This is a genomic window from Streptomyces sp. NRRL S-495 (genome assembly GCF_000966955.1).
In the GTDB taxonomy this organism is placed as follows: Bacteria; Actinomycetota; Actinomycetes; order Streptomycetales; family Streptomycetaceae; genus Kitasatospora; species Kitasatospora purpeofusca.
The window spans coordinates 1-6,334 of sequence record NZ_JZWY01000243.1; the positions used below are offsets into that span (position 1 = coordinate 1).

The window sequence follows — 6,334 nt, forward strand, 5'->3', positions numbered from 1 at the left end:
ACTTCAGTACCGCGGTGTCCAGTCGCGGCTCCCCGGTGGCGTACGGGGCGTACCGGTAGGCGGTGGTGAGGGCGGGCGCGTCGAACTCGGTGGCCGGCGGCGTCCGGACGACCTCCTTCAGCCAGCGGGTGAAGCCGTGCGGATCGGGCGGGCAGTCCGAGCCGCTGCCGCCCGCCGGGTAGTACGTCCAGTCCGTCCGGCTGCCGTCCGGGCCGGTCCGGCTGCGCGGATTTCCCTGCTCGTCGAAATCCGTGGTCGTGATGTCGCTGCGGGTGTTCCGCGCCGGATCGGTCCAGGTGACCGTGCGCCGCGCCGGAAGCTGGAACTGGGCCGGCTGCTGGTCGAATTCCTCGCCGATCCGCGCGTAGTAATCGGTGCCGACCTGCTGGGAACAGCCGTTCTGTGTCGTCGTCTCCTCGGTCAGGAGGTGGTACGAATTATAGGTCCGGGTGAACGTCCTGGTGTCCCCTCCGCAGGTCCGGGACTCCGTCGACCCGTAGGTGTAACCGGTCAGCACCCCGTACAGGGTGTCGGAGCCGGCGTCGTAGCCCGCACCGGAGAATCCGCCGACGAAATTGGTGGCGGTGTAGTCGTAGTCCGCCGCGACCGTCGGCTGCCCGCCGCCCGGCTCCTGCGCGAACCGGACCACCCGGGGCAGCGGCGGCAGGTCGCAACTGTCCGGGAAGCGGTGGCCGTTCGCGGTGTAGGAGGCCGTCTCGGACATCCCGCCCGGCAGGCCCACCCCGGTCAGCCAGGAGCCCCACTCCCCCTGCTCGCCCATCGGCTCGTAGGAGAGGCTCCACTCCAACGGCTCGCCCGGGCCGAGCCCGAGGTGCCGCACGGTCGACAACTGCCCGTTGCGGAACAGGAATTCCACGTCGTAGCCCTCGGAGCGACCGGGCAGCACATGCAGTACGTGCCGGGCCCCGTCGTCCAGGTCCACGGTCAGCAGGGTGTCGCTCTCGTCCGCGACTGATCGCAGCCGGGGCTGTGCCTCGCCGAAGTCCCAGCTCAGGGAGAGGCGGTGGCCGGCGGGCGTGAGCAGTACGGTGGGCACTTTGAGGCCGAAGGCGTTCTGCGGCCCGGTCAGGATCTCCACCTCACCGGACTTGTGCACGATCCGGTAGAAGTCGCCGTCCTCGTCCCTGCCGATGCGGACCGTGTCGAGCTTCTTCTGCTGCGGCAGCACCGCGGTGTCGGTCTCGACGACCTTGTACCGCTCCCCCGTGGACAGCGCCAGCAGGGCGTTGTCGGTGTCGTAGGTGGTGAGCCCCGGTGAGAAGCCCCGCCCGAACCCGAGGTCGGTGCCGTCGAGCGGCGAATAGCCCAGCGCCAGCGGCAGGGACGGCCCGAGGTTCCGGTTCCCGACCAGCAGGCCCAGCACGATCCGGACGTTGTACAGGCCGGTGCGGGGATCCACGCCTCCCGACACCGAACTCCCGAAATTGGTCGCCTGCGTGAAGAACGAGGACACCGAAGGCATGCGCCACCCTCCCCTGGTATTCCGACGCCGATCCGCTCGGATCCTCTGCCCCGCGCACGCGTCCTCCGCGCCTGCCGAAAGGCGGCCGACAACTGGCCGACAATGCGGCGGAACGGGGTGGCGGGGAGTGCTGGACTGACCGAAAAGCGCCGACTCGATCCGGCGGCAGTGGCTCAACCCCGTGAAGAGAACTGTTCCTGACGGACTGCCTTGCACACGCCGGGGCGACCTTTTCACTGTAACCCGGCCGCAGCCGATCGTGTCCCTCCCTGTGATAATTCCGCTCCGCCGAGCGGCGTGCCGGTGGCGTCGGGTGGCGCGGAGGGCGCGCCCGGGGCGCTCCCCGCGCGCCGGGTACCGCCGTTCGTCAGCGCCTCAGCGCCTCAACGTCCCAGCGCCTCAGTGCCCCAGCGCCTCAGCGCCTCAGTGCCTCAGCGCCTCGGGGTGGGGGCGGGCCGGGAGGCGGGTTCGGAAGGTGCACCCGGCCGAGGTGTCCTCGATGGCGAGGGTGCCGCCGTGGAGGGCGGCGATGTCGCGGGCGATCGACAGGCCGAGGCCGGTGCCGCCGTCGTCGCGGCTGCGGGCGTCGTCGAGCCGGGTGAAGCGTTCGAACACCTTCTCCCGCTCGGCGGGCGGGACGCCGGGGCCGTCGTCGGCGACGTCGAGGACCGCCCGGCCGGTCGCCGGGTCGAGGACGAGGCGCACCGTCACCCGGTGGCGGGCGTGGCGCTCGGCGTTGTCGAGGAGGTTGGTCAGCAGCCGCCCGAGCCACATCGGGTTCCCGGTCACCGCGACCCCGTCGGCCAGCTCCGTCGCGACCTCCGTCCGCCCAGGGCCCCGGCCGTCCAGGCAGGTGCGCACCAGCTCGGCCAGGTCGAGTTCCTCGGCCGGGCCGTTGTGTCCGGTGGAGTCGAGGCGGGCGAGCAGCAGCAGGTCGGCGGCGAGCGACTGGAGCCGGTCGGTGTCCTGGAGGGCGCCGGCCACCAGGTCCGCGCGGACGGCGGGGTCGGGGTGGGTGTGCGCGACCTCCAGCTGGGTGCGCAGCACGGCGAGCGGGCTGCGCAGTTCGTGGGAGGCGTCGGCGATGAAGCGCCGCTGGCGCACCCCGGCGGCCTCCAGCCGGTCGAGCATGGCGTTCATGGTGTGGGCGAGACGGGCGATCTCGTCCTCGCTGCCGGGTTCGGGCACCCGCCGCCCGCCAGGTCACCACGCCGACGGTGGCCACCAGGACGGCGCTGAGTCCGCCGAGTGCGGCGGTGGTGAGGTCCTCGGCGGTGTCGGCGGTGTGCAGGGAGGCGCCGACCCGGATGGTGACCGGGCCGTTCGGGGTGTCGGTGGTGAGGGTGGTGACCCGCTGGTGGTGCTCGTCGCCGAGCATGCCGAGGTCGAAGCTGTCGTGGCCGTCGTCGGTGCCGGTGAGGGCGGGGTGCCCGGTGAGGTTCTGGCTGGCGGCGACCACGGCCCCGGACGCGTCGGTGACCTGGACGAAGTCGGTGCCGGGGCCGAGCGGGAGCACGTGCGGCAGGGGGCCCTGGGCGGCGGTCGAGGCCACCGTCCGGGCCTGCTCGCGGGCGGCGGTCTCGACGGTGCGGTGCAGGTTGACCCGCATCAGGAGCACCACGGCGGCGGAGGCGGCCAGCAGGACGACGGCGACGGCCGCGCAGGCGGCGATCGTGGTGCGGGTGCGGACCGACCGGGGTGCCAGCCGCTCGGTCGCGGCGGTGACCCGCGGCGAGTGCAGCAGCCGGCCGGCCCGCCGGCGGAGGGCCGCGAGTACGCCGGGGCGGGCGGGGCCGGACTCCCCGGGGTCAGCCACCGTCGGCCGCCAGCCGGTAGCCGACGCCGCGCACGGTCTGCACCGCGGTCCGGCCGAACGGCGCGTCGATCTTGCGCCGGAGGGCGCTGATGTGGACCTCGACGGTGTTGGCCCCGCTGTCGGGGCCGCCGTCCCAGACCTCGTCGAGGATCTCCCGCTTGGAGACCACCTCGCCCGCCCGGCGTGCGAGGTGGTCCAGGACGGCGAACTCGCGCGGGGTCAGCGCGACCGGCGTCCCGGCCCGGGCGCAGGTGCGGGCGGCGGAGTCCACCACCAGGTCTCCGAGCACGGTGCGCTGCGGGGCGCGGGAGCCGATGCGACGGGCCAGGGCCTTGAGGCGGGCGACCAGTACGACGAAGGAGAACGGCTTGGAGAGGTAGTCGTCGGCCCCGGTGTCCAGGGCCTCGGCCTCGTCCCATTCACCGTCCTTGGCGGTGAGCATCAGGATCCCCACGTCACTGCCGGCGGCCCGCAGCCGGGAGCAGACCCGGTAGCCGTTGAGGCCGGGCAGCATGATGTCGAGGATGATCACGTCGTAGGCGTGGTCGGTGGCGCGGGCCAGGCCGGACAGGCCGTCGTGGACGATGTCGACGGCGAACCCCTCGGCCTCCAGGCCGTGCTTGATCGCCAGGGCGAGCCGCTGTTCGTCCTCCACCACCAGTACGCGCATGCCCCCAGGGTCGCAGGTCGCCGCGACGGGGAGCTGAAGACGTCTTCAGGTCTTCAGCGGACCTTCAGCGCCGTTCGGTCATGCTGACGGTGTCAGTGGGCACGAGGCCCCGCCTCCGGGCGCGGCCGGGTCCCCTTTCTCGGAAAGGCGCTTCCATGGTGCTACCCCCGACGGCCGTGCTGGCCGTCAATCCGCTGGACGCGGGCTCGCTGCTGGCCGCGTTCGGCGCGCTGGGCATCGCCGTGGTCATGTTCGCGGAGACCGGTCTGCTGGTCGGCTTCTTCCTGCCCGGCGACTCGCTGCTGTTCACCGCCGGCCTGCTGTGCACCACCGGCGAGCGCAGCGGCCCGCACCTCGACCTCGGCCAGGTGCTGGCGGCCGCGGTGGTCGGCGCCCTCACCGGTGCCCAGGTCGGCTATCTGCTGGGCCGCCGCGGCGGACGCGCCCTGCTGATGCGCTCCCGCAACAAGCACCTGCACGAGGGCGCGGTGCGGGCCGAGGAGCTCCTCACCCGCTACGGCCATCGCAAGGCCGTCGTGCTCGCCCGCTTCGTGCCCGTGGTGCGCACCGTCCTCAACCCGCTGGCCGGCGCGCTCGGCGTGAACGTCCGCACCTTCACCGTGTGGCAGGTTGTGGGCGGCCTGGTGTGGACGGTCGGCCTGGTCATGGCGGGCTACGCACTGGGCTCCTCGGTCCCGGACGTCGACCGCTATCTGCTGCCGATCGTCGCCGCTGTGGTGGCGGTCTCGCTGCTGCCGCTGGTGCTGGAAGTGCTGCGCGCCCGCCGCCGGGGCCGGACCCGATGAGCGGGCTCGCGGGTGGACCGGTGGGTGGGCTCGCGGGTGGACCCGTGGGTGGGCTCGCTGTCGACGGTCGGCCGGTCGACGGCGGTCTGTACCTGCGGATGGACCGCTGGGCCGAGCACCTCCCGGCGCCGCTCCAGCACCTCGTCGCCGCCTGGTCCGTCGCCGGGCTGCTGCTGCCCGCCGCCCTGATGCTGCTCGGCTGGTGGCGCGCGCGCCGCGCCGACGACGTCCTGATGGCCCGCGCGCTGGCCGTGCCCCTGGTGGTCACGCTCGCGTTCGCCGCGGACACCCTGCTCAAGTCGGTGCTGCGCGAACCCCGGCCCTGCCAGGTGCTCGACGCCGGCCGGACCCTGGAGGCCTGCCCCGGCGCCGGCGACTGGTCGCTGCCCAGCAACCACACCGTGATCGTCTTCGCCGGAGCCGCCGCGCTGTGGCACGTCGACCGCCGCCTCGGCGCGCTCGGACTGCTCCTGGCCGTCGTGATGGGCCTGTCCCGGGTGCTGGTCGGCGTCCACTACCCGCACGACGTGCTCCTCGGAGCCGCGGTGGGCGCTGCCCTCGGCCATGTGCTCGGGCTGCTGTCCGGCCGGGCCGCGCCCCTGGTCGACCGGGCCCGCGCGGGCGGACTGCGGAGGTGGCTGACCGCATGACCGTCCGCCCCTCGACGGCGGTCGCCGCCGTCCTCGCCGTCTGTGTCGCGGTGTTCGCCGCCGTCGCCGCCCTGGTCGCCGCCCACGGCTGGGCGCCGTACGGATTCGAGCGCGGCACGCTCGACTGGGTGGTGGCCCACCGGCCGCACCCGGCCGAGCGCACCGCCGAGCTCCTCACCGACCTGGGCACCGGGGCCTTCTCCTATCTGTTCGCCCTCGCCGCCGGGATCCTCCTCGCACGGGCGACCGGCCCGCACCGGTCCCGGCCGGCCGCCGTCGCCGTGCTGCTCGCCCCGGTGGCGTGGCTGGCGGCGGGGCAGTTGCTGCGCCAGGGCCTGATGCACGGCTTCGGCCGACCCCGCCCGCCGGCCGCCGACTGGGCCTTCACGGCGCACGACTTCGCCTTCCCCTCCGGACACGCCTTCACCGCCGCCCTCTCGGCGGGCCTGCTCGCCCTCGCCGTCACCCGGGCCCGCCCGGGCGCGGCCCGCGCCGCCGCGACGGCCGCCGCCGTCTTCGCCGTGCTGATCGGCTGCACCCGGGTCTACCTCGGCGTGCACTGGCCCCTGGACGTCCTGGCGGGTTGGCTGCTGGCCGCCGCCTGGCTCGCCCTGGGCGCCCTGCTGTTCCGGAAGCAGCTCCACGCACGCCGGGGCGACCGCGCTCCGGGGTGACCGCTCCAGGGGCGAATCCGACAGGGTCGCACCCGGCGGGGGCGCGCCCGGTTTCGACCTCGGTCGAAGGGCTTTGCCCGGGTGGTGCGGGCACGGTGAGACTCGTCGAGGCAACAAGCCACCTGGAGAAGTGACTTGAGGAGAATGACCGTTATGAGGATCGCGCCTTCCCTCGTTCCCCGCGCCGGTGTCGCGCTGGGAGCCGTCCTGATGGCGGCCGGGCTGCTGGGCGGTA

The 6,334-nt window shown here is 73.8% G+C and carries 5 protein-coding genes and 1 pseudogene; 3 read left to right on the forward strand and 3 right to left on the reverse strand.

Features of this window, described 5'->3' with window-relative positions; all coding sequences use genetic code 11:
* The 3 genes and pseudogenes from VR45_RS14215 to VR45_RS14225 all read right to left on the reverse strand — a co-directional run.
* Positions 1-1,483, reverse strand: a 1,483-nt coding sequence (locus VR45_RS14215) for a hypothetical protein (RefSeq protein WP_199925944.1), incomplete at its 3' end; no start/stop codon positions are given.
* A gap of 423 nt (positions 1,484-1,906) precedes the next feature.
* Positions 1,907-3,188, reverse strand: a pseudogene (locus tag VR45_RS45605) (HAMP domain-containing sensor histidine kinase).
* Between the two features lie 103 nt (positions 3,189-3,291).
* Positions 3,292-3,969 (reverse strand): response regulator transcription factor, encoded by a 678-nt coding sequence (locus VR45_RS14225; RefSeq protein ID WP_045940103.1) that lies wholly within the window; start codon positions 3,967-3,969, stop codon positions 3,292-3,294.
* A 155-nt stretch (positions 3,970-4,124) separates the two neighbouring features.
* On the opposite strand from VR45_RS14225, the gene VR45_RS14230 reads away from it, so the two are divergent.
* The 3 genes from VR45_RS14230 to VR45_RS14240 are packed head-to-tail and all read left to right on the forward strand — an operon-like array spanning position 4,125 to position 6,099.
* Positions 4,125-4,775 (forward strand): DedA family protein, encoded by a 651-nt coding sequence (locus VR45_RS14230; RefSeq protein ID WP_045940104.1) that lies wholly within the window; start codon positions 4,125-4,127, stop codon positions 4,773-4,775.
* A 44-nt stretch (positions 4,776-4,819) separates the two neighbouring features.
* Positions 4,820-5,425 (forward strand): phosphatase PAP2 family protein, encoded by a 606-nt coding sequence (locus VR45_RS14235; protein WP_234325972.1) that lies wholly within the window; start codon positions 4,820-4,822, stop codon positions 5,423-5,425.
* Entirely contained in the window at positions 5,422-6,099 is a 678-nt protein-coding gene (locus VR45_RS14240) for a phosphatase PAP2 family protein (RefSeq protein ID WP_052709077.1), read from the forward strand. The genes VR45_RS14235 and VR45_RS14240 overlap by 4 nt, the downstream gene beginning before the upstream one ends.
* Positions 6,100-6,334 lie beyond the last annotated feature (235 nt).

Excerpts from the sequence above, each read along its gene's own strand:
- VR45_RS14225 (WP_045940103.1), bottom strand. The coding sequence starts at position 3,969 with ATGCGCGTACTGGTGGTGGAGGACGAACAGCGGCTCGCCCTGGCGATC.
- VR45_RS14230 (WP_045940104.1), top strand. The coding sequence starts at position 4,125 with ATGGTGCTACCCCCGACGGCCGTGCTGGCCGTCAATCCGCTGGACGCG.
- VR45_RS14240 (WP_052709077.1), top strand. The coding sequence starts at position 5,422 with ATGACCGTCCGCCCCTCGACGGCGGTCGCCGCCGTCCTCGCCGTCTGT.